Genomic DNA, 21,797 nt, shown 5'->3' with positions numbered 1-21,797 from the left:
AACGACAAAAACCCCGTCCATACAAGGGACGGGGTTTCCGCGGTACCACCCAACTTAACAGGCATGCCTGTTCGCTTTCTAGAGATAACGGCGCTTGCCGGTGCTTTCTTTTCCATAAAAAAACTGGTAATCAAAAGACTGCTCTGGAGTGAATTCCTTGCTTCGACACATAGTGCGCTCTCAGTCTCCGGCGCATCCTCCCTGGCTGTTCGAATGGGTGCAAGTACTACTTTCCTTCATCGCTTTGAATTCTATTTAATTCATCTAAAAAGAAGTATAAAGAATGTTCGTCAGATATGCAAGTGGGTAAGTGACTAGATCCCTCTCGCCCAATACATTAAAATGCCCGCTGCGACTGCCACATTTAAAGATTCAGCTTGTCCATATATAGGCAGTTTGACTTGATAATCAGCCATTTCCAAAAGACGGCTTTGGACACCTGCCCCCTCATTCCCAACAAGAAGTGCCATATTCCCGTCTTTCTTTGGCGATGCGTCAAGAATCGATTCACCCTCAAGCGAGGTTCCCACCACTTGAATGCCCTGCTGTTTCAGCTCTAATATCACGTCACTGAGGTCCGCTGAAAAGAGGTGTATATGAAAATGAGAACCTTGTGCAGATCTTAATGTTTTGGCGTTATAGGCATCTACTGTTCCTTTACCGAGGACAACATAATCAAAACCCGCCGCATCAGCAGTTCGAATCATTGTCCCTAAATTACCGGGGTCCTGGACGGCATCGATTAATAAAAACCGGCCTGATTCCCATGTTACCGTCTTCTTTTCTAATTGAACAACCGCCAGTATTCCCTGCGGTGTTTCCGTTGTAACAAGGGAATTAAATAAAGCTTCACTAAGCTCAAATAAAGGCGGCTTATCCCTTGTTTCCTCATAAGGCTTCGGCATGCCTTCCTTGATAAGGACAGCGACGACCTGATTGGTTTTAAGTGCTTCTTCAACAAGGTGAGGGCCTTCGATCAAAAATTGTCCTGCTCGGTCACGCCATTTTTTTTGCTCAAGCTTATGCCATTCTTTATAAGTGGCATTTTGTGCGGATTCAATACGTTTCATGTCTTTCTCCTTTATGTACCCAAAACCTCGGGAATGAACTTAATCTCATTGTTACATAATATTATCATTTTTACTCATACTAAAGCTAAAAGTAAAGGAGGGTATTTTAAAATGGACATCAATATTCGTCGAGCGGTCCTTCATAATTTGCATAATAATGATAAGTCACAATTACGTGATACCATCGTGGATGCGATTCAGGACGGGCAAGAAAAAATGCTTCCCGGTCTTGGCGTACTGATGGAAGTCATTTGGCAGCAATCCGATGAAGCGACGCGTGACATCTTAATTAACAACCTCGCAAAAGGGGTTTAATCCTTGTCCAAATAACCTTTTTTTACTTTTTAATGAACATCGAAAAAGGAATCTCTTCAGATTCCTTTTTCTTTTGAAGTTCCAGATATTTCAGCCTGCCCCGGATTCGAAAACAAGGCACTCACAGCTGGTGAGCGCCTTGTTTTTATTAATCGAGCGTGATCGCTTGAACTTTTTCTTTGTCCAGTTCTTTGATGCAGGCAACGATCAATTTGACTGCATTCTCGTAATCGTCACGGTGGATGATGGAAGCCGCCGTATGCAAGTAACGTGTTGCAATCGTTATCGAAAGCGATGGAACCCCTTTACCAGTCAAATGAATCTTACCTGAATCGGTTCCGCCGCCAGGAACGGCATCAAACTGATAAGGAATGCCTAGTTTATCCGCAACACCTGTGACAAAATCACGAACGCCTTTATGAGCCACCATAGATGCATCATAAATAATGATTTGCGGCCCTTTACCTAACTCGGATAGGGCTTCTTTCTCTGTAATTCCTGGTGTATCACCTGGGATACCTGTATCAACAGTTAAGGCGATATCAGGCTGAATGACATGGGCGGCTGTTGTCGCTCCTCTAAGCCCAACTTCCTCTTGTACAGTACCTACGCCATAGACACGGTTCGGATGCGCTTCATTTTTAAGCTGCTTAAGAACATCTATCGCAATCGCACAACCAATCCGGTTGTCCAATGCTTTTGCCAATAAGTATTTTGGATTTTTCATCACGGTAAAGTCACAGACAGGCACGACCATGTCACCAGGACGGACGCCAAAGGACTGGGCTTCTTCCTTACTCTCAGCCCCTATGTCAATAAACATATCCTTAATTTCAAAAGGTTTTTTCCGAGCATCCGCATCTAAAATGTGCGGCGGCTTCGAGCCGATCACTCCTGGAACCTCTCCGCTATTCGTCACAACGGTTACACGCTGTGCGAGCATCACTTGGCTCCACCAGCCACCAACTGTTTGAAAGCGCAAAAAGCCCTTTTCGTCAATCTGGGTGACCATAAAACCAACTTCATCTAAGTGGCCAGCGACCATGATTTTCGGACCATCTGCTTCACCCACTTTTTCGGCGATCAAGCTTCCAAGGCCATCATACTGAATTTGGTCAGCAAACGGTTCTATGTATGTTTTCATGACTTGACGAGGTTCAGCTTCGTTCCCCGGAATTCCTTTTGCATCTGTTAAATCTTTAAGCATTTGAAGTGATTGATCGAGTTCAACCATGGTGCTTTCATCCTTCCAAGTTTCGGATTTTTTAAATACCACCTAAATTATACAAAATGTTTAGATAAGCCTCAATTAATTCGGACTTCGAAATAAAAAAATACCCCTTCACAATAAGGCTGATTAATAATTTTGATCCTGCCTTTCATGATTAATCGCATTTTTGCGATGATAAGCCTCTACAATGCCCTCATTAGAAAAGCCAAGCTGGTTGCCTAAAAGAAGGAAGGCTTCAAAAAGCTTTACATAGTTTAACTCGGTCCGGGCTTGATTAAACGCCTCAATGTTTGAAAAGACCGAAAGAAAATGAACAGTTAGCGCCTTTTCTTCTGCCTGCTCCTGTGGTGAAAGCTGAACCCCTTCATAGCCATGATCCAAGCCTATTGATAAAATAAAATGAAGGCCATCGACATATTCTTCTAAAATGATAGAGGATTCAGAGGGTCCTTTAAAGCTCCAGAATTTAAAGCAGCGTGTTTCATTGGCAAGTTCACCTAATTCAACTAGAAGCGCTAATAATTTATCCTCCGCGAACACTTTTCCTTCAAGCTGGTGTTTTTCAACAATTCGTTGATCTAACATTCGTTGTGTATCAAATAAAGGCTGTAATTGTAACATCTTAATCTTCGCTCCTTATCACTTAAATGTAATCTCATAATAAATGAACAAAATAAAAGCGGCATGTAGACATGTAAAAAGGGGAAAGCCAAGGCGAAAGTTCAAGTGCTTGGATTTATGACGAAACTTCTCCATTCCAAGCCACAAACCTAATCCAGCACCAAAGAAGGCTAGTTGCCATAATCGCTTTTCAGGGACCCGCCACTCGCCTCTTTTGGCTCTCCCCTTATCAACACCCATTATGGTATAGCCTGCAAGTTGCATGATCACATAATATAAACCAATCAACATAAAGAGCATGCTTGCTTCCTTTCTTCGTACGAGATACCTCTAGTTTACCATGACGATATTAAAAAAAAGAGGGGGATAGACCTCTTTAAAAAGTCGTTCTTTCAGCACGGGTGGGGACAGACCTCCTCAAGCAGTCATCCTTTCAAATGGGTGGGGACAGACCTCTTCAGGCAGTCATCCTTTCAAATGGGTGGGGACAGACCTCCTCAAGAAGTTTTTTCTTTTAGTCGAGGTCTGTCCCCTGCGCTAATAAAACAAAAAGCCGACTCCATAAATGGAGCCGGCTTTTAAGAGTGCATGATTTAAGCGTTAATAGCAGATTTTGCTTTATTAACAAGCTCAGTAAATGCTTTTTCATCATGAATAGCTAGATCCGCAAGCATTTTACGGTTAACATCAATACCAGATTGCTTTAAGCCAAACATTAAACGGCTGTAAGAAAGACCATTAATGCGTGCAGCAGCATTGATACGTGCAATCCAAAGCTTACGGAAATCACGCTTACGCACACGACGGTCACGGTAAGCATATTGTAAGGATTTGAATACTTGTTGTTGAGCAACTTTAAATAATTTATGTTTAGCGCCATAGTAACCTTTGGCTAACTTTAATACTTTCTTGCGACGACGACGTGTCACATAACCGCCTTTAACTCTTGGCATTCTAAAGACCTCCCAGTCAAATTCATCATTTCATATTTTGTGTCCGCTCAGAGTGAAAAATCCATAAAACCATACGCCCGAGCGAGTCAACTCAATTAGCTGTTGATTAATTGTTTGATGCGTTTTTCGTCAGCTTTAGAAACCAATCCTGGTTTAGCCAAATGACGTTTTTGTTTCTCTGATTTGTGACCAAACATATGGCTTGTGTAAGCGTGGCTGCGTTTTAATTTACCGGATCCAGTCTTCTTAAAACGTTTGGAAGCCCCTTTGTGAGTTTTCATTTTTGGCATGGTCAGTTCCTCCTACAGTGTTTATTTTTCGACCTTTGGTGCAAGCACTAGGAACATACTACGGCCTTCCATCTTAGGATGGGATTCGATTGTTCCCACTTCTGCGCATTCTTTGGCAAGGCGCTCAAGAACCGTTCTACCGATTTCAGAGTGTGTGATCGCACGACCGCGAAAACGGATAGAGGCTTTCACTTTATCGCCTTTGCTTAAGAATTTAATTGCATTTCGAAGCTTCGTATTAAAATCATGTTCTTCAATTGTCGGACTTAATCGGATCTCCTTCAAATTGATGATCTTTTGATTTTTGCGTGCTTCTTTGTCTTTCTTTTGTTGCTCATAGCGGTATTTTCCATAATCCATGATTCGGCATACCGGCGGTTTTGCATTAGCTGCAACCATGACAAGGTCAAGATTGGCATTTTGCGCCATTTCTAACGCTTCTTGCTTTGAAACAATTCCGATTTGATCTCCGTTTTGACCGACTAAGCGTACTTGCTTAGCTCGAATCGCTTCATTTACGAACATATCCTTGCTAATATTCAGCCACCTCCATAAGTGATCCAAGTAAAAGATTTTAGAATGCCGTTCTTTCCTTGAGATATTGGTGAGGATCTAGGCTGTATTCATCTTAAGGAGAAGAACGGGCGACCGGTTGTTCTGAACGCCTTTGCCCAAATAAAAAGGTGTGGGTAGCTAAACGCCCCCACACCTAAACAGATCGTTATTATGATCCAAAGGTTATCATACTCACTCATACCTGGCAACAGCTTAAGCGTCGATCAGGTGAGAAGCCGGGCGCTTCTTCTTTGCTTCATATACACATTAGCTTACTTAGTATAACAGAAACTGTTAAACCTTGCAAGTCCATTTTTATTAAAAACAAACTGACCAAATCATCATAACGCAGCCATAAAAAAAAATCAAGGGTAAATGGCTTTTCATATAGAATAGACTTAATCCTTTTAATGTGTGAATGCCGCCAAGGGTCAACTGAATTTTTATTTATGGTTATGAATTTGTTGAACGAGGTCGTCCGTAAAAGCATCAAGACCCACGCTTGTGGATTGATTTTCTCCGTATTTGCGCACATTGACACTTTGCTCTTCAACTTCTTTATCCCCAACAACTAGCATAAAAGGAATTTTTTGCGTTTGGGCCTCGCGAATTTTATAGCCCATCTTTTCGTTTCGATTGTCCACTTCAACGCGAACTAATTGATCACGAAGCTTCTGTGCCACTTTTTCAGCATAGTCCTGATGAACTGCATTAACCGGAATAACTTTGACTTGAACAGGCGCAAGCCATGTTGGGAATGCCCCTTTATACTGCTCGATTAAGAAGGCAACAAAACGCTCCATGGTCGAAACCACACCGCGGTGAATAACAACCGGGCGATGCTCCTGGCCGTCCTCTCCAATGTAGGAAAGCTCAAAGCGTTCTGGAAGGTGGAAGTCCAGCTGAACAGTTGACAGCGTCTCATCCTTTCCTAGAGCTGTACGGACCTGAACATCCAGTTTAGGACCATAGAAGGCTGCTTCTCCTTCTGCTTCTACATAGTCGAGACCCATATCATCCATGGCTTGTCTCAGCATTCCTTGTGCTTTCTCCCACATTTCATCTTTGTCTACATATTTTTCTTTATTTTCTTTGTCACGGTAAGACAAGCGGAAGTAATAATCATCAATTCCAAAGTCACGGTATACCTCTTGAATCAGGCGAACGACATTTGAGAACTCTTCCTGAATTTGTTCAGGGCGACAGAAGATATGGGAGTCATTTAAGGTCATGGCGCGTACACGTTGAAGACCGGCTAAGGCTCCTGACATCTCATAGCGATACATCGTCCCAAGTTCAGCAATCCGAACAGGCAGATCACGGTAGCTGTGAAGCTTATGCTTATACACCATCATGTGGTGCGGGCAGTTCATTGGACGAAGAACCAGCTCTTCATTGTCAATTTTCATAACGGGATACATATCTTCATGGTAATGCTCCCAGTGGCCGCTCGTTTTGTAAAGCTCCACATTAGCTAAGTTGGCTGTGTAGACATGCTCATAGCCATAAGACAACTCTTTATCGACAATGTAGCGCTCAATAAGACGTCTGACAGTCGCCCCTTTTGGCAGCCAAACAGGGAAGCCTTGACCAATTTCTTGAGAAATCGTAAATAACTCAAGTTCTTTTCCGAGCTTCCGATGATCGCGTTCCTTGCGTTCTGCTAGCTCCTTCAGATGCGCTTCAAGTTCTTTTTTATTAAAGAAGGCCGTTCCATATATGCGCTGAAGCATTTGGTTATCGCTGTTCCCCCGCCAATAAGCTCCTGCTAAGCTCAACAATTTGAAAGCTTTGATCTTACCTGTTGATGGAAGATGAGGCCCTCTGCAAAGGTCAACAAATTCGCCTTGACGGTAAAGGGTTAACGTTTCTCCGGCAGGAATCGCTTCAATTAATTCGATTTTAAGCGGATCGCCGATTTCTTCAAATAATTTTAAAGCTTCTTCACGCGACACTTCCTCGCGAACAACAGGCAGGTTTTCGTTTACAATCTTTTGCATTTCTTTTTCAATGTTTGGAAGATCTTCGACTGAGATAGCTTGGGAGACGACATCAACATCATAATAAAACCCTTCTTCAATAACCGGTCCGACACCTAAATTAACTTTTCCATAGAGGCGCTTGATGGCTTGAGCCATAACATGTGTCGTGGTATGTCTCAGCATTTCAAGAGCTTCAGGGGCATCTTCTTTTAAAATTTCTAAAGAACCATCACGAGTTAGCGGTCTCGTCAAATCGATTAATTCACCATTGAATTTAGCTGCAATGGATTGTTTTAACAGGCCTTTACTAATAGCCCCCGCAATATCTGCTGCTGATGAACCTGCCTCATAGGACTTAACGGCCCCATCCGGAAAGGTAATCTGAATCTGATTACTCATGATTGTCACTCCATCCTATTAGTCTCACGGCTTGAAGAGCTGCCCCCGATATTTGCTTTCCGCACCTTTTTTTAAACGCAAAAAAACCCGCCCCAAAAAAGGGACGAGTTTAATGTCGTGGTTCCACCCTTGTTTCTAACTTCCAACTGAATAAAAGGAAGCTAGATCTCGGTTCCAGATAACGGGAATGCCCGTTGTTGATTACACATTAAGTCCTAAGACCTCATTTTCACCAACAAAGCTCGGAGGGGGTAAATTTTCGCTTTGTTAGGAAGTTCCACCAACCCTTCCCTCTCTAAAAAACAAAAAAACGAAAACTCTTGGCCTCTTCAATGCCGATCTAAGTTATATTATGTAGGTAATTATAGCGAGAAAAATAAAAGAAATCAAGTGCTCTAGTTAAGCCTTCCATTTCTGAGTTTTCGCTTCTTTAAAAGGATGAAAGGTCACGCGTTCCTCAAACACTTTCTGTATCGTTAGCATTTCATCCGCATCTGGTCGATCGGTATAAACATATACCTTCTTTGGCGAAAGACCGATGAGACTAAGAATAACAGACGGCTTTGTCTCGATTCCCCATTGTTTTAAAAGGGGATAAAAAGATCTTATGGATGGCACACTCTCAATTAATTCAAACCGATCATTATATAGTTTGAACGGTTTTTCATCAATAACATAAATGGTTTGCTGCAGCGGACTATAATTCCGAATGATTAACCTCAATTTTTCTACAAAAGAAGCGTATTCCTGCTGAAGCTTATACTCATCAAGCGCAAGCTCCGTCATCCGCAATAACCAGCTATGATAGCGGTGCAATCTAAAGGTTTCGATTGATTCAAAACTAAAGGTTGTTGGACTTTTAAGCAGATCTTGGATAGAGGTTCGAATGAGGTCTTCTCTTTTAGGAAGGCGGTTAAGATTCGGCAGGTCCTCGCGCTCTCCAGTTAAGATGCTATGAATAATATCAAGAATCATTGCCTGTTCATCCGGATCGGTATAATAAAACTGCGACTTTAGAATTTCTAAGAACCACCGATCCTCATAATAATCAATAATAAACCGAGTTAACAATTGAGAAAGCTTGTCTCTTGTATAAGTGGTTAACCCACGCTGACTTCCTTCAATAAAAACCTGCATGTCCTCCTTCTTGACATGAAAAAGCGTCCGATTCTCAGGATCATCAAGCATTTTATATAAAGCCTCAGCCTCTTCGCGAGACGCAAAACTGACAGCAATCAAAAACAGTCCCCTCCCTAAGCAACAACGTTTATAACACTATATGGGAACCCAACCAAAAAAATGACTAGCCTATTACTTGAATTTTCTCCATGCAGCTTCTTCCCCGAATGAACGCCATTTCCTGAAGTTGGGGCTGTAACGGACACTCAGTCCGTTACAGCCCCATTTTCGCCCTTTCCACCCTCGATTTCACCTTCTAATGGACTCCATGTCCGTTAGAAATTGCCTCAGCTTGTCACACTACTAACTCAAGACAACCCGCCTCGGAGCATAGGTTAGAGACGCAAGGACAAGCCGTACAGGCCCCCCTCCCCCAAAAAAAGAGTGCCCCAAAACGTCAGCGTTTGGAACACTCTCATTCATTCTATATATCTGATCTTCTGTTTCTTCCTCTGAGCGAAACGGCCACTGTATAATGACGAATCCGCTCCATTAATCGTTTGGCTTTAACGAGCTCAATCCCGCTTTTATTTGAATAAGCAAGATGTTCTTCTAATTCATCCAAATTATAATTCGAAGTAAAAAGAGTTGGGAGATTTTCCATGACACGCCTTTGAAGAATGCTTCCAAGAACATCATCGCGAATCCATGGGCCCATCGTCTCTGCCCCAATATCATCTAAAACAAGCAAAGGAACCGTTCGAATGTACTCAAGCTTGTCCTCAACCGAACTGTCTTGGATCGAATTTTTTATTTCTCTAAAAAAGTCAGGTGTATAAACCATTAAAGATTCCACTTGACCTCTTTCAGCCAAAGTATTTAAAATAGCCCCCATAATATGCGTTTTCCCGACTCCAAAGTCGCCATAAAAGTACAGACCTTTCGTACTTTGCGGATCTTGCAAGTAATGTTCCACAAACCGAACCGCTTCTCTTAACGCTACCTTGCGCTCCTGTTCCGTGCTGTCGATCGTTCGAAACGTCGCCTTTAGGATTTTTTGAGGAACATAATAACTCTTAATCAAGGTCTTCTGTCGTTTCTGTTGCTCAACCTGAAGCTTAATTGAACAAGGATGGTAGGTCACCGTAATCCCGCCCTTATCGTCAACCAAACTAGGTTGATAGCCTGGTAGTACATTAGGGCATTTCTCAAGCCCTGGACATGCCGCACAGTTATGGTTCGCTTCTGCAACTTCATAAGCTTTTGATAGATAGCGTGTCAAAAGCGCATCCGCTGATTCCGGATGTGCCTTTAAAAACGCTTGTACGTCCGAGTCTTGATAGACATAAGTGCGAAACGACTCCATATTTTGTTCTGGTTTTTGGTTTCTGAGCATTTGGTTAAGAGTTTGCTTAATAGATTCCACTTAATCACCGCCTAAAGGCTTTTTAGATAATCATCCAGCCATTTTTCCTCTTCTTCTGAAAGCGTGTTTTTGGATGAATTGGTTTTCACAGGGGCTTCACTCGATTTCGTTTCCTTCATCCATTGCGGAATGACTTCTTGGTGCCCATTTGTTGTTCTTGAACGAGACGTTCCTCTTGTTGAGCGAGTGGACGATTGCTTCTTCCAATCTTGATATTTCTTATGCTCAGACTTTGCTAAAGCCATCGCGTCCCGCACGGTCTGAATCTTCTTGCGCGTCCAATGACTGGCGATCTTTTCTATATAACTCTTAATAAGTTTCTTATCGTTGACTAACATCGTGTAATCTAATAAAACATTGATGACACCAGCAGGCAGTTTCTGATCGATTAATAGACCTTCCACAATGCGCAAATCGGATTGGACAGGCTCTGCGCCTCCTGCCAAATGCCGCAGCAAATCATATGGCGAGAGACTTTCAAAAAGGCGAACTTGTGCCTCATATTCCGTTAGCTGTTCGTCCTCTTCTCGATTCGGTTTCTTGTCCATTTTTGGCACTCTTAAGCTGAGCATTGGCAGTTGATTGCCATTTTCAAGCTGGTAATAATGCCTCACCGCTTTTCTTAAAGCAGGGATATCGATCTCATCGTTGTGAAGAAAGGATTGCTGGATAATGTGAGCCATGGCTTGCGGTCCGATCTGGTACACAAAGGAAAGCTGAACAATAACCTCCTTGACCGGTTCCGTAAAAGACTCTTTGGAGATAATACAATCGGATAGATGCAAGTAGAGTTCATCAAAATCAAAGGAAACCGAAAGCTTTGGCTTTGATGATTGGGGTTCCTTCAATGGGAGTGAATTCTCCACCTCGTTATGAAGATTCTTAAGTTCAGACGGCCTTAGAGAAGCATAAATCTCATTAAACGAAGCCGTCACCTCTTCATACTCATCCTCTTGTATAGGCATAGACGAATTAAACTGTTGTTTGAGTCTCATATATTCATGCCGGCCTAATCGGTTGAACAAATATATATTTAAAACACCATCCGCAAAAAAAACATCAGGTTCGAGCGGACGCTTTAATTGATAGATAAATAGAGAACTCTCATCTGTTTTCTTCTTAAAAACAGTTAAAAGCCCCATTGCCTCGAGCTTTTTCCTTTCACGCAAAAGCGTCTCAAGCGTACAAGCTGTCTGCAGCATTAAGTGATTGTGACTCCGCTCCCCTTGTTTTTGAGATTCAAAAAACAAAGTGGTATAGAGCTGACAAGCCAATGGACCAATAAGCGGCTGGTAAAGGCTGGTCAGAATTTCAAGATGACGATAATCAATAGCTTCAGGTTGGGCGGCCACATACTGATCAACAGGTAATAACTCTTTCCAATGAAGTGACATGCGGATCCCCCTTTTTTCACTATTTTTTCAGGAATAACAAAGCGTGTTGACACCTCAAAAAAAATGGAGGTAACAGCACGCTATAAGCTTCTTCTGGCCATGTCAGCCTTTAGTCATCTTTGTTCACTTTTTTTAATAAGTCTTTCAGTTCATGAATAAACACATTAATATCCTTAAACTGGCGATAAACCGAAGCGAATCGAACATAAGCCACTTCATCAATTTGAGACAGCTCATCCATCACTAATTCCCCGATTTCATCACTCTTAATCTCGGAAACGCCGCGGCTTCTCAATTCTTTTTCAATTCGATTGACCGCGTCTTCCAGCTTTTCAAGGGGTACCGGCCGTTTTTCACAAGCTTTAATTAACCCTCTCAATATCTTATCTCTATTAAAAGATTCACGATTCTCCCCTTTTTTCACAACGACTAAAGGGATTTCCTCAACGGTTTCAAAGGTCGTAAAGCGATAATGGCATGCTTCACATTCTCGACGTCTTCTAATCGATCGACCTTCATTAACCGGTCGCGAATCCAATACACGTGTCCCGACATGATGACAACTTGGACAATGCATCACTATTCACCTGCCCAACCTCAGCTTTTCTTTAATAGTACAAAAAACGACAAGAAGAGACAAGCCTAAACTTCATCTCTAAACTTGCAGAAACTTCAATCAACCAACTGATAGGTTCGAGAAAGGTGCTGATACAAACTTGAACAGAGTGTTTGTCCATAGCCGGCATTCAATCCTCTATCCACTGTGAAAGAGACATCCACAGACGTTTTCATAGGGCTTGCAGAAATAACCGTTAAGACGAGAAGCCCTTTTCGTTTTCCGTGGACTTTGGCAGCAATTTCGCCGCGGTCTGCCGAATCCGCCATCAAGGTTAAGGCGTGTTCTTTGTTAATCCACTCCCGGCAAGTTTCTAAAATTTTATTTTTGGTTGCTTTATAGTAATGCGTTTTGAGTCGCTGATCAGAATGATTATCTCTTGTTTCAATATGAGTTTCAAAGAGTCGTGAAAAAAAACTCATCATTAGCACCGTCCTTTTTCTTTTATTATAACAAACTTTAGACAAGCTGCTTCAATCTTTTAATGGAAAAAGCGCCAAAAAGTTTGGCGCCCTTTTAGAATTACAAGTTATTAAGGGGTTTTTGACTAAGCTTGCCACCTCTCTATGTACGAGAGCGCGCCTTCATCAATCCGGAAGTGCCTCTTGCCACAATTTGAAAAAGAGGTCCCTTATCGCGCTTAATGAATGGAAAAAGGAACGTGCCACTCTTGAAGAATGTGTAAAAGCTGTTCCCGAGTCTCAAGAATCGATCCCTCATTGTTAATGATCCGCTCCGCATAAGCTCGCTTATCTTCAAGGGGCATTTGCGCTTGGATACGAAGGCGTGCGTCCTCTTCTTTCAAATGATCACGCGCCATTAATCGTTGCAGCTGTGTTTGGGCTGATACATAGACTAACAGCACTTTGTCACACCAATCCGTTAATTGACTCTCGATTAAGAGTGGAATATCAAGAACAACCGCCGGAACAGCTTTCTTCTCATAAATCGCGAGTTGTGCCTGCATCCATTCGCGCACCCTTGGATGGACAATCGCGTTCAACTGCTTTCGTTTTGATTCATCCTGGAAAATAATGAACCCAAGCTTTTTGCGATCCAGCTGACCCTCCCTTTGAAGGACGTCCCCAAATGCTTGCACGATTTCGTCCAATGCAGGCATCCCAGGCTCAACCACTTTTCTCGAGGCAATATCCGCATCAATCACTGGAATCCCCAAATCAAACAACATCTTAGATACCGTACTTTTCCCGCTTGCAATGCCGCCCGTCAACCCAATCTTAAGCACGCCGCTTCCTCCTCTTTTGACAGTTTGGACAAAAATGAGTGCCGCGGCCGCCGAGTTTTATCTTCTTTATTGGCGTGCCGCATTCCACACAAGGCTCACCTTCTCGCCCATACACCGCAAGCTTCTGTTGGAACATGCCCATTCTTCCTTGTCCGTTTCGGTAAGTTCTTACTGTACTGCCTCCCATTTCGACCGCTTCTCCCAGCGTTTCTTTTATGGCTGGGACTAATTGGTTCAGCTTGGCCTGACTCACTTGATCGGTCGGTGTCTCAGGGTGTATGCGTGCCCTGAACAGTGCTTCATCGACATAGATATTTCCTAGACCAACAACAACGGTCTGATCAAGCAACGCTAACTTAATGGCTCTTGTTGTATTCTTTAAGCGTTGTTTAAGAAGAGCAGCCGTAAAGCGCTCTTCCAGGGGCTCTGGTCCAAGCTGCACTAACGGAAGCCGCCGTTCTTCTTCCCCTTTTGGAAAAACATGCATCGTCCCAAACTTGCGCACATCCTTGTAATGGAGTTCGCTTCCATCCGTAAAGGTAAAAATGACATGCGTATGAGCATCCTTCGTGACATCCGCTCGGTGGTTGAAATAGACATACTTTCCCTCCATACGGAGATGGGAAACAAGCACCTCCTCATCAAGGTCTAGGCAGAGAAACTTCCCTCTTCTCCTGATGTTATGAATGGTTTGCCCCTTAAGACGCTCCGCAAATTCATGTGAATCAGGCGGCTCTTTAATTAATTTTGGCCAAAAAATCACAACATCGCGAATGGTTTTGCCAAGAACCAGTTGCTTAAGCGTTTCCTTCACTGTTTCGACTTCAGGTAATTCAGGCATACAACGCTTCCTTTCAATAGAAAAAAAGCCTTCCTTAGCTCTTTTAAAACTTAAGGATGCGGCTATTTTCTCACTTTCTATTTTGCATCATACCAGGTTGGTCCAAACGATACATCTGCTTTTAAAGGAACCTTGAGCTCTATTGCCTCTTCCATGACGTTTGGCACTAAAGTTTTCATAAGTTCTAATTCCTCTTCAGGAACCTCGAAAATAAGTTCGTCATGCACTTGCAGAAGCATCTTGGACTTCAACCCTTCTGCTTTTAACCGGTGGGACATATTAACCATCGCCATTTTAATGATATCTGCCGCACTCCCTTGAATAGGGGTATTCATGGCCGTGCGTTCTGCAAAACTCCGGCGATTGAACTGACGGCTTGTAATATCCGGCAGATAGCGGCGGCGATGAAGCAGTGTCGTCACATAGCCATCCCGTTTGGCTTTTTGAACAACATCTGTCATATAAGCTTTGACACCAGGGTAGCTTTCCAGATATTTTTCAATAAACGCGCCAGCTTCCTTTCTCGTAATCCGAAGGCTTTGCGACAATCCAAAATCACTGATTCCATAGACAATCCCGAAATTAACCGCCTTCGCATGACGGCGCATCAGATCGGTGACTTCGTCTTCCTTAACCCCAAAAACATCCATGGCCGTTTTCGTATGAATGTCTCGTTCCTCCTGAAAAGCTTCAATCAGATTAGCATCCTCGGCGATATGAGCGAGGACTCGCAACTCAATTTGTGAATAGTCAGCGGAAAGAATCGTCCAGCCTTCGTGAGCAGGAATAAACGCATGGCGAATACGCCTGCCTTCTTCCATTCGAATGGGAATGTTCTGCAGGTTAGGATCCGTTGAGCTCAGTCGGCCGGTTTGGGTTAGAGCCTGATTATATCTTGTATGAATCTTCCCTGTTTTTGGGTGGATGACCTTTAATAGACCGTCGATATAAGTGGAGCTTAATTTCCCCAATTGACGATATTCTAAAATCTTATCTATAATCTCGTGTTGTCCGGCAAGTTTTTCTAAAACATCGGCCGAAGTCGAATAGCCGGTTTTTGTCTTTTTAGCCGCTGGGAGATTCAATTTTTCAAATAAAATTTCACCGAGCTGTTTAGGTGAATTAATATTGAATTCAACCCCTGCCAGCTGATGAATCTCTTTCTCCAATCGATCAAGTGATGCCGAAAACTCTTTTCCCATCTCATCAAGCGCTTCTTTACTAACGGCGATGCCCGTCTCTTCCATTTCTTCAAGTACTTGTGAAAGAGGCATCTCTAACTCATAATAGAGACTTTGCTGTTGATTGTCTTCGAGTGCTTCCTTCAGGATCGGAACTAGCTTTTCAAGTGCCATGGCTTTTCTTGCGAGATGATCCCCTAACACGTCATCCGCTGGGATGCTTCTTTTTGCCCCTTTTCCATAAACGGCCTCATCTGAAAAAGCCACATGGATATGATGCCGCTTGGCGAGCCCCGCCACATCCACTGCTGATTCTGAGGGGTCAATAAGGTAAGCAGCCAGACTGACATCAAAAGTCACACCCTTAAGCTCTATCCCATGCCAATGCAAAGCAACAGCTGCTGCCTTTTGATCAAATACAATTTTCTTAAATTCAGGATTAGATAACCACACTTTAAAAGCATCTGACTGGAAAGCGACCTCTTTAGGAATAAATACGCCGCCATCTTCAGAGTATAGAGCGAATCCATTAATGGACGTAAAATGATAGTTTTCTTCATTCAATTCAACGATTAGCGACGCTTCTTTTGGAAGATCTTGAGGCTTTACTTCCTTTAATGTTTCAAAGGAAACGTCCACCTCCTCAGCCGCTTGATCTTTGACTTCTTCAAAGCCGATTCGCTCAAGCAAGGTATTAAATTCCAACTCTTTAAAAAGAGCAATAAGGTCTTCACTGTAATGCTGATTAAACGTAAGCTCAGAAAGGGCCGCATCAACAGGCGCTTCTGTAAAAATAGTCGCAAGCTCTTTGCTCATATAAGCCTGTTGTTCAAACTCTGTTAATTTCTCTTTGAGCTTTTTCCCAGATACCTCATCCAAATGGTCAAAAACAGCCTCCAATGAGCCAAACTGCTTAAGAAGTTTAATGGCTGTCTTTTCACCGACACCCGGTACACCTGGAATGTTATCAGAGTTATCTCCCATAAACCCCTTCAAATCAATCACTTTAATCGGATCGATTTCATAGCGTTCACGCACCTTCTCAGGCGTGTACTCATCCACTTCCGTAATCCCTTTACGCGTCAAAGAGACCGTGATGTTATCATCGACGAGCTGCAATAAATCCTTATCTCCAGAAAATATTTTAACCGACCAGCCCTCTTTAGCTGCTCGCTTAGACAAAGTCCCAATCAAATCATCGGCTTCATACAGTTCTTTCTCATAGCGAGGAATGCCTAGTAAATCAACTACCTCATGAATGAAAGGCAGCTGTTCGGAAAGTTCGGGCGGTGTTTTTTGTCGTGTCCCTTTGTATTCCTTAAACGTCTTATGTCTGAAGGTCGTCTTTCCTGCATCAAATGCCACGAGCATATGTGTGGGCTGCTCCTCCTCGATCACTTTGAGCAGCATCATCGTGAAGCCATAGACTGCGTTTGTATAAACTCCCTTTTCATTATTTAAGAGAGGCAGGGCAAAAAAGGCTCGGTAGGCGATACTATTGCCATCGATCAAAACGAGTTTATTCATGTATCGGACTCCTCTTCTTCTAAAGCTTTTTTAAAATAAATGGTAAATGTGGAGCCTTTACCAACTTCACTGTTAGCCTCGATCTCTCCACCATGCGCTTCAACTAGATGCTTTACAATGGCAAGTCCGAGACCGGTTCCTCCAGAATCTCTGCTTCTTGCTTTGTCCACCCTATAAAATCGTTCAAATATTCGAGGTAGTTCTTTCTTCTCTATGCCAATACCCGTGTCCGATACTTCCAAGATGCCCCACTGCTCCTCTTCCCTTACTTCAATGGAGACTCTTCCTCCCTGCGGTGTGTAAGCAATCGCATTGTTTACAAGATTAACGATAATCTGTTTCAGCCGGCTTGGATCACTTAGTACTTTTATCCCTGCATTCTTATAATCCAGCTGAATATCAATGGCTTTTGCTTGAGCACGTTCTGTTAGCGATGGGAGAGATTCATTCATAACGGGGATCACTTCAGTAGGGATTAAAGGAATGGAATAATGAGGCTGTTCGATTTTAGATAGCTCTAAAAGATCATGAACAAGATTTTGCAGACGCTTGCTTTCATACATTATGATCCCTAAAAATTTTTCTGAAAGCTCTCTGTCTTGGTAACTGCTATCTAATAAGGTTTCGGAAAATCCAATAATTGAAGTGATAGGTGTTTTCAGTTCATGAGAGACGTTCGCTACAAAATCCTTTCGCATTTGTTCAAGATTCTTAAGCTCAGTAATATCATGAAATAAGACAACAACCCCGCGGACTCGTTGCTTAGAATCAATAACAGGTGCACAAGAGACATCAAAATATTTTCGATAAATATTAATGTTTATCTTATAAGTTTTGGACAGCCGTTTTTCAGTAGCAAAGGACTCGAGTATAAGGGCGTTAACCTCCTGGGTTGGGGTCACCTGCTCATAAGGTTGATCCCGCCAATCCTGATCTCCTAATTTAAATGTTTCTCGATAGCTTCGATTGACCAGGATGACTCTGCGATCTGCATCAATAAAAACCAGCCCGCTCCCAATGTTTTCAATGAGTGTTTTTAGCTGGTCCTCCTGGGCTAAATAGGTCTTCTCTAATCTTTCCATATCTCTAGCCATTTGATTCAAGACGGTGTTTAACCGACGCGCTGTGCCCCTGTAATTAGAAGCGATAATCCGCTGGCTGAAATTACCTTTTGTCAAATCAATCAATAGATCTGTTGCCCCTTTTAGAACCCTCCGGTAATAACTAATGATCCGAATAAGAATAATGAGAAAGAGAAAACAGACAAGAATGAGCGGAATCATGCACGGCCGCCCTCAAATTTATAACCCAGTCCTCTTACCGTTATAATATATTTTGGATGACGTGTGTCGTCCTCAATTTTTTCTCTCAAATGACTCACATGCACATCAACAATTCGAGTATCCCCGGCAAAATCATATTGCCAGACAGAGCTAAGCAATTGATCACGTGTTAAAACCTTATTTGAATTCTTAACAAGATAATATAGGAGTTCAAATTCCTTAGGGGTCAACGTCATCAGTTCGCCTTTAAACGTCGCCTCATAATTTGACGGGTCAATCACCAAATCTCCTACAGTAAGCTGTTGAACAGGCGAAGCAGCCACCTCAGCGGCTGGTTCAGATAGTTGGGAGCGCCTAAGAAGAGCTTTGACTCTTGCAACAAGCTCTCTCGGACTAAAAGGCTTGGTCATATAATCATCTGCCCCAAGTTCAAGACCTAGAACCTTATCAAATTCATCATCCTTAGCCGTTAACATCATGACAGGCAAGGTGCTCTTCTCCTGTCTAAGCTCTCGGCATACTTCCAAACCATCCATCTCTGGGAGCATAACATCTAAAATGACGAGATCTAACGCTTCAGTACGGGCTATATCCAGTGCCTCACGCCCATTTGCAGACTGTAAAACCTGAAAACCAGCCCTCTCAAGATTAAAAGATAATAACGTCAAGATAGAAGGTTCATCATCTACTGCCAAAATTCGCTTAACCACCTATTATCCTCCCCTGGTATTGGTTCTCGAATCCTGAAGCCAGCTACCAATACCTTATCACTTTTTCATTATTTAGAGATCCCTATCAAAACTATAATAGCCTGCTAGTTCATGACAATCTCTTTTTATCATACACTTTTTGCACCCAACAATAAAGTTTTGTACAGACGGCATTCTTACTAGAGTTGCCCGCTTACCAAAGAGTGAATAAAAGACTATTAATCATGATATTGGCCCCTAATGGCTTGTCTAAACTTATCTCAGATTAAAAAAACCTGGTTCAGAGTCTTCTCCAAATCAGGTTCCAAATGGTCATCGTATTGTAACATCCATCAAACGTTTATATCGAGCCCATACCTTCCTTATTTTACACGCCCATTAGATTATTGAAAGCTGCTTGCGGCTCAACCAGCAGGACTCTCTAGTGAAAAATAGACCTTGTAAGACACAGATTTCTTCAAAGGACCTTCATAACACTTTTTACGGATTCCTTTTTAAAGCAGAAAAAAAGCGGTTCGGGTAAAAGCTTACCCAAACCACTTTCCTATTATTAATCCATATTTTTGATGAGCTCGTCACCAAACTCAGAGCATTTAACTTCAGTCGCACCATCCATGAGACGGGCAAAGTCATAAGTGACGACTTTGCTTGCAATCGTTTTTTCCATGGAATCAACGATGAGCTTAGCTGCTTCGTGCCAGCCAAGGTGTTCAAGCATTAGAACGCCGGAAAGGATCTCTGAAGATGGATTTACTTTATCAAGTCCAGCGTACTTAGGAGCCGTACCGTGAGTCGCTTCGAAAATAGCATGGCCCGTTTCGTAGTTGATGTTAGCACCAGGTGCAATCCCGATTCCGCCGACTTGTGCAGCAAGCGCATCAGAGATGTAGTCCCCGTTAAGGTTCATCGTTGCTACCACATCGAACTCTTCTGGACGAGTTAAGATTTGTTGTAAGAAAATATCAGCAATTGTATCTTTAACTAGGATTTTACCTTCAGCTAAAGCCGCCTCTTGTGCTTTGTTAGCTGCGTCTTTACCTTCTGTTTCAACTAAGCGATCATATTGGGCCCATGTGAAGACTTTTTCGCTGAATTCTTCTTCTGCGACTTCATAGCCCCATTTTTTGAAGGCACCTTCTGTAAATTTCATGATGTTCCCTTTATGAACAAGCGTTACACTCTTGCGGCCTTCGTTGATTGCATATTGAATCGCAGCGCGCACTAGACGTTTCGTTCCCTCTTCAGAAACCGGCTTAATACCAATACCAGAAGTTTCTGGGAAGCGGATTTTGTTAACGCCCATTTCATTTTGCAAGAAAGCAATGACTTTTTGAACAGCTTCTGTGCCTTTTTCATATTCAATCCCTGCATAGATATCTTCAGTGTTTTCACGGAAGATAACCATGTCCGTTTTTTCGGGGTGTTTAACAGGTGATGGAACCCCTTCAAAGTAACGAACCGGACGCAAGCATGTGAACAAGTCAAGTTCTTGACGAAGCGCTACGTTTAAAGAACGAATCCCACCGCCTACTGGTGTTGTAAGTGGCCCTTTAATACCAATTATGTACTCACGAATCACATCGAGAGTTTCGCTAGGTAACCATTCGCCCGTTTGGTTGAATGCTTTTTCACCCGCTAATACTTCTTTCCAAACAATTTGCTTTTTACCGTTATATGCTTTTTCAACAGCGGCTTCTAGAACTCGGTGAGCAGCTGCCCAAATATCAGGACCCGTTCCATCCCCTTCAATAAAAGGAATGATTGGGTAATCAGGTACGTTTAATTGACCATTTGAAACTGTAATTTTTTCTCCGTTTGCCATTGGTTAATACCCTCCTAAGAAATCCTATAGATAATACATAGATAAGGGAGGAGGTTCCTCCCGATCTAACTCAAATTAACGATCTTGAATCGACACATAGGCGCGTTTATCAGGGCCTACATACTCTGCACGAGGACGAATGAGGCGGTTGTTGCTGTATTGCTCTAGAATATGAGCAAGCCAGCCTGACATCCGGCTAACTGCAAAAATAGGGGTGAATAAATCATGAGAAATCCCTAAGCTATGATAAACACTAGCGGAATAAAAATCAACGTTTGGGAGGAGACCTTTCTCATTGGTGACGATTTCATTAATCTTAATAGACATATCATACCATTTTTTCTCGCCTGAGCGTTCAGTCAACTGACGAGACATTTCTTTAAGGTGCTTCGCGCGTGGATCACCATTTTTATAAACACGGTGTCCGAAGCCCATGATTTTTTCTTTATTTGCAAAAGCATTTTCTAAATACGAGGGAACGTTTTCAACTGAACCGATTTCAGTAAGCATTTTCATAACTTGCTCATTAGCACCGCCGTGAAGAGGTCCTTTGAGGGCACCGATTGCGGCAACAATTCCAGAATAAACATCTGAAAGAGTAGCTACACAAACACGCGCTGTAAAAGTGGACGCGTTAAGTTCATGGTCAGCATGAAGGACAAGCGCTTTATTAAAAGCTTCAACTTCTGTTTCATTTGGTTCACGATCAAAGAGCATGTAAAGGAAATTCGCTGCATATCCCAAATCAGTGCGTGGAGCAACAGGATCTTTTCCATCTCTAATGCGAGCAAAGCCTGCAACAACCGTCGCAATTTGTGCTTGCAAGCGGATCGCTTTTCGACGGTTAGCGGTTTCATCCATAACATCTGCTTCACTATCAAAGACTCCTAGTGTTGAAACAGCTGTGCGGAGAACGGCCATCGGATGAATGGTATTAAGAGGAAAGGCTTTAATCTGTTCAAAAACTTCAGCAGGAACCGCTGCATTCCCAGCAAGTTCTTTTTTGAAAGCATCCAGTTGTTGCTGGTTTGGCAGATCATCGTTCCATAATAAGTAAACGACTTCTTCAAAAGAAGCATGATCTGCGAGGTCATCAATATCATACCCCTTATAGGTTAAAACACCATCAATGATGGAACTAATTCCAGAAGTGGTTGCGACAACCCCTTCTAAACCCTTAGTAGCTGGCATTCAATCTCCTCCTTCTCTATCTAAC

At 42.7% G+C, this 21,797-nt stretch carries 21 protein-coding genes and 3 other annotated features; of the genes, 1 reads left to right on the top strand and 20 read right to left on the bottom strand.

Annotation, left to right across the window (positions count from 1 at the left end):
* Window positions 1–21: 21 nt before the first annotated feature.
* Window positions 22–249, bottom strand: a binding site (T-box leader).
* A 65-nt stretch (window positions 250–314) separates the two neighbouring features.
* Window positions 315–1,070: a TrmH family RNA methyltransferase gene (locus PU629_RS06040; RefSeq protein ID WP_275283388.1), complete on the bottom strand. Its 756-nt coding sequence runs from the start codon at window positions 1,068–1,070 to the stop codon at window positions 315–317.
* A 111-nt stretch (window positions 1,071–1,181) separates the two neighbouring features.
* On the opposite strand from PU629_RS06040, the gene sspI reads away from it, so the two are divergent.
* A complete protein-coding gene (gene sspI, locus PU629_RS06035; RefSeq protein ID WP_275283387.1) occupies window positions 1,182–1,385 on the top strand; it encodes a small acid-soluble spore protein SspI in 204 nt (67 codons plus the stop codon).
* A 148-nt stretch (window positions 1,386–1,533) separates the two neighbouring features.
* On the opposite strand, the gene PU629_RS06030 is transcribed toward sspI, so the two are convergent.
* The 19 genes from PU629_RS06030 to citZ all read right to left on the bottom strand — a co-directional run bounded on the left by PU629_RS06030 (window position 1,534) and on the right by citZ (window position 21,772).
* Complete coding sequence (locus PU629_RS06030) at window positions 1,534–2,619, bottom strand: M42 family metallopeptidase (RefSeq protein WP_275283386.1); 1,086 nt, start codon at window positions 2,617–2,619, stop codon at window positions 1,534–1,536.
* A 123-nt stretch (window positions 2,620–2,742) separates the two neighbouring features.
* The gene (locus tag PU629_RS06025; RefSeq protein ID WP_275283385.1) at window positions 2,743–3,237 is read right to left on the bottom strand and encodes a dUTP diphosphatase; all 495 of its coding nucleotides are present in this window, start codon (window positions 3,235–3,237) and stop codon (window positions 2,743–2,745) included.
* Between the two features lie 18 nt (window positions 3,238–3,255).
* A complete protein-coding gene (locus PU629_RS06020; protein ID WP_275283384.1) occupies window positions 3,256–3,528 on the bottom strand; it encodes a DUF1294 domain-containing protein in 273 nt (90 codons plus the stop codon).
* A gap of 302 nt (window positions 3,529–3,830) precedes the next feature.
* Window positions 3,831–4,190, bottom strand: a complete 360-nt coding sequence (rplT, locus tag PU629_RS06015; RefSeq protein WP_275283383.1) for a 50S ribosomal protein L20 — start codon at window positions 4,188–4,190, stop codon at window positions 3,831–3,833.
* A 95-nt stretch (window positions 4,191–4,285) separates the two neighbouring features.
* Window positions 4,286–4,480, bottom strand: coding sequence for a 50S ribosomal protein L35 (gene rpmI, locus PU629_RS06010; protein WP_275283382.1), 195 nt, complete (start codon window positions 4,478–4,480; stop codon window positions 4,286–4,288).
* A gap of 21 nt (window positions 4,481–4,501) precedes the next feature.
* Window positions 4,502–5,005 carry a translation initiation factor IF-3 gene (gene infC / locus PU629_RS06005; RefSeq protein ID WP_275283381.1) on the bottom strand — a complete coding sequence of 168 codons (504 nt, stop codon included), beginning with the start codon at window positions 5,003–5,005 and terminating at the stop codon, window positions 4,502–4,504.
* 146 nt (window positions 5,006–5,151) lie between these two features.
* Window positions 5,152–5,293: a sequence feature (ribosomal protein L20 leader region), on the bottom strand.
* A 185-nt stretch (window positions 5,294–5,478) separates the two neighbouring features.
* The gene (gene thrS / locus PU629_RS06000) at window positions 5,479–7,416 is read right to left on the bottom strand and encodes a threonine--tRNA ligase (RefSeq protein ID WP_275283380.1); all 1,938 of its coding nucleotides are present in this window, start codon (window positions 7,414–7,416) and stop codon (window positions 5,479–5,481) included.
* Between the two features lie 96 nt (window positions 7,417–7,512).
* Window positions 7,513–7,758, bottom strand: a binding site (T-box leader).
* 57 nt (window positions 7,759–7,815) lie between these two features.
* A complete protein-coding gene (gene ytxC / locus PU629_RS05995; RefSeq protein WP_275283379.1) occupies window positions 7,816–8,655 on the bottom strand; it encodes a sporulation protein YtxC in 840 nt (279 codons plus the stop codon).
* Between the two features lie 364 nt (window positions 8,656–9,019).
* Window positions 9,020–9,961, bottom strand: coding sequence for a primosomal protein DnaI (gene dnaI, locus PU629_RS05990; protein WP_275283378.1), 942 nt, complete (start codon window positions 9,959–9,961; stop codon window positions 9,020–9,022).
* A gap of 11 nt (window positions 9,962–9,972) precedes the next feature.
* Window positions 9,973–11,355, bottom strand: coding sequence for a replication initiation and membrane attachment family protein (locus PU629_RS05985; protein WP_275283377.1), 1,383 nt, complete (start codon window positions 11,353–11,355; stop codon window positions 9,973–9,975).
* 109 nt (window positions 11,356–11,464) lie between these two features.
* Window positions 11,465–11,932 carry a transcriptional regulator NrdR gene (nrdR, locus tag PU629_RS05980; protein WP_275283376.1) on the bottom strand — a complete coding sequence of 156 codons (468 nt, stop codon included), beginning with the start codon at window positions 11,930–11,932 and terminating at the stop codon, window positions 11,465–11,467.
* A 95-nt stretch (window positions 11,933–12,027) separates the two neighbouring features.
* Complete coding sequence (locus PU629_RS05975; RefSeq protein ID WP_275283375.1) at window positions 12,028–12,396, bottom strand: hypothetical protein; 369 nt, start codon at window positions 12,394–12,396, stop codon at window positions 12,028–12,030.
* Between the two features lie 215 nt (window positions 12,397–12,611).
* On the bottom strand, window positions 12,612–13,160 hold the full coding sequence (gene coaE, locus PU629_RS05970; protein ID WP_275284367.1) for a dephospho-CoA kinase: 549 nt from the start codon (window positions 13,158–13,160) through the stop codon (window positions 12,612–12,614).
* A gap of 49 nt (window positions 13,161–13,209) precedes the next feature.
* Window positions 13,210–14,058, bottom strand: a complete 849-nt coding sequence (mutM, locus tag PU629_RS05965) for a DNA-formamidopyrimidine glycosylase (RefSeq protein WP_275283374.1) — start codon at window positions 14,056–14,058, stop codon at window positions 13,210–13,212.
* A gap of 77 nt (window positions 14,059–14,135) precedes the next feature.
* Window positions 14,136–16,766, bottom strand: a complete 2,631-nt coding sequence (polA, locus tag PU629_RS05960; RefSeq protein WP_275283373.1) for a DNA polymerase I — start codon at window positions 16,764–16,766, stop codon at window positions 14,136–14,138.
* Window positions 16,763–18,049 (bottom strand): two-component system histidine kinase PnpS, encoded by a 1,287-nt coding sequence (gene pnpS / locus PU629_RS05955; RefSeq protein ID WP_275283372.1) that lies wholly within the window; start codon window positions 18,047–18,049, stop codon window positions 16,763–16,765. The genes polA and pnpS overlap by 4 nt, the downstream gene beginning before the upstream one ends.
* A complete protein-coding gene (locus tag PU629_RS05950) occupies window positions 18,046–18,759 on the bottom strand; it encodes a response regulator transcription factor (RefSeq protein WP_275283371.1) in 714 nt (237 codons plus the stop codon). The genes pnpS and PU629_RS05950 overlap by 4 nt, the downstream gene beginning before the upstream one ends.
* A gap of 550 nt (window positions 18,760–19,309) precedes the next feature.
* The gene (gene icd, locus PU629_RS05945; RefSeq protein ID WP_275283370.1) at window positions 19,310–20,581 is read right to left on the bottom strand and encodes an NADP-dependent isocitrate dehydrogenase; all 1,272 of its coding nucleotides are present in this window, start codon (window positions 20,579–20,581) and stop codon (window positions 19,310–19,312) included.
* A gap of 75 nt (window positions 20,582–20,656) precedes the next feature.
* Entirely contained in the window at window positions 20,657–21,772 is a 1,116-nt protein-coding gene (gene citZ / locus PU629_RS05940; RefSeq protein ID WP_275283369.1) for a citrate synthase, read from the bottom strand.
* Between the last annotated feature and the right edge of the window lie 25 nt (window positions 21,773–21,797).

It is taken from the genome of Pullulanibacillus sp. KACC 23026 (genome assembly GCF_029094525.1).
In the GTDB taxonomy this organism is placed as follows: Bacteria; Bacillota; Bacilli; order Bacillales; family Sporolactobacillaceae; genus KACC-23026.
The sequence above is the reverse complement of the archived record's forward strand: the minus strand, read 5'-3'. Positions and strand labels throughout refer to the sequence as shown.